Consider the following 1,436-nt stretch of genomic DNA (forward strand, 5'->3'; position numbering starts at 1 on the left):
TGTCCTATGTCCTATGTCCTTTTTTACTAAAAAGAACCAATGGTAAAATTATTCCCCCTCTCCCCCCTCTATATTCTTATAGTTACTCCTATAGTTATATGATTGCAATGCTCCCTTTTCAGATTGTTTTTAATGTCACTTTAATAGTTAGTAACCAGAAGTTCCCTAATTTCTCCTCTGCTATTTCCTTTTGAGTTTATTCTACGGGATGCCGATACTCGCTCAATAGTAAACCCTTGATATAACTCATCAAAAAACAAATCATTAACATAGTTAGTTGGATCGGAATTGCTGAGCATTTGATTGGCTCCTGCTTGATCAGCTTTCACAAACACATCCCGTAAACGACGCTGCTCATTATCATCAAATTCCAGGGAATGATAGGAATTGAAATTGGAGGTTTTGCTGATAGGACGATAGGGAGGATCATAGTAAATAAAGCTACTATGATCAGCATATTCCAGGACTTGACTAAAGTCCCTTTGTTCTATTTCAGCAATTTGGAATAGCTTGGAGACAGCTCGCAGATTATTGGCATTCATAATTTTAGGATTTTTGTATCGTCCCACTGGCACATTAAATTCTCCTTTGCTATTGACCCGATACAGACCGTTAAAGCAAGTTTTATTCAGAAAAACGGTTATGGCAGCCCGCTTGATCCAATTGCGAGCGTAAGAGTTAGCATCTATTTGTTTATTAAAAGTGTTATATTTGTTACGATATTCGTAGTATAATGCTTTCCGACGTTGATCATCTTTGGGCAGGTATGTATTACTAAGCTTTAACAGTTCTGTAATCAGGGATTCAACATCCTGTTGGATAACTTTATAAAGGATAATCAGCTCAGGATTGGTATCGAATAGATAAGCTTTATGGATATCGAAACTGTTGACAATATCGAAAAAAACTGCACCTCCTCCCACGAAGGGCTCGATATAAGTTGTCAGAGTTCCTTTTCGTAGCTTTGGTGAGTATCTCTCTCGAAGTTGTGGCAGAAGCTGAGTTTTGCCACCTGCCCATTTTAGCACAGGAGATGCTAATTGTATTTCTTTTTTTATTGGGTGCTGTATTAGGGTAAATGGTTCAGATTCTGTTAAAATAGCCACGTTTGTCATCAGTAAAATTCCATACCAGCAATATTGTATAGCATTTTGATTTGAGATGTAAACCTAGCATTAATATAACAAGGGAACAGGGAACAGGGAACAGGGAACAGAAAACAGTAGTCAAAATCTGCCAGATTTTTTTTATTTTATGCTAAATAAGCATTGGCTTTTATGATATATTTATCAAGGCTATATATCCCTTGTATATTATTATTGTTGCACCATAACATATAAAATATCTATATAATTGTATAAAAAACAAAAAACTATTTAAAATAATTGATTATTGATAGTTAAAAATATCTTACTTTATATCAAATCCGGATAATT

The 1,436-nt window shown here is 35.0% G+C and carries 1 protein-coding gene; it reads right to left on the minus strand.

What is annotated here, in order from left to right; genetic code table 11:
• Positions 1-140: 140 nt before the first annotated feature.
• Positions 141-1,028, minus strand: coding sequence for a DNA adenine methylase (locus tag F6J94_RS33825; RefSeq protein ID WP_367142324.1), 888 nt, complete (start codon positions 1,026-1,028; stop codon positions 141-143).
• Positions 1,029-1,436: the final 408 nt, after the last annotated feature.

The organism is Moorena sp. SIO1F2 (assembly GCF_010672755.1).
Taxonomy (GTDB): Bacteria; Cyanobacteriota; Cyanobacteriia; order Cyanobacteriales; family Coleofasciculaceae; genus Moorena.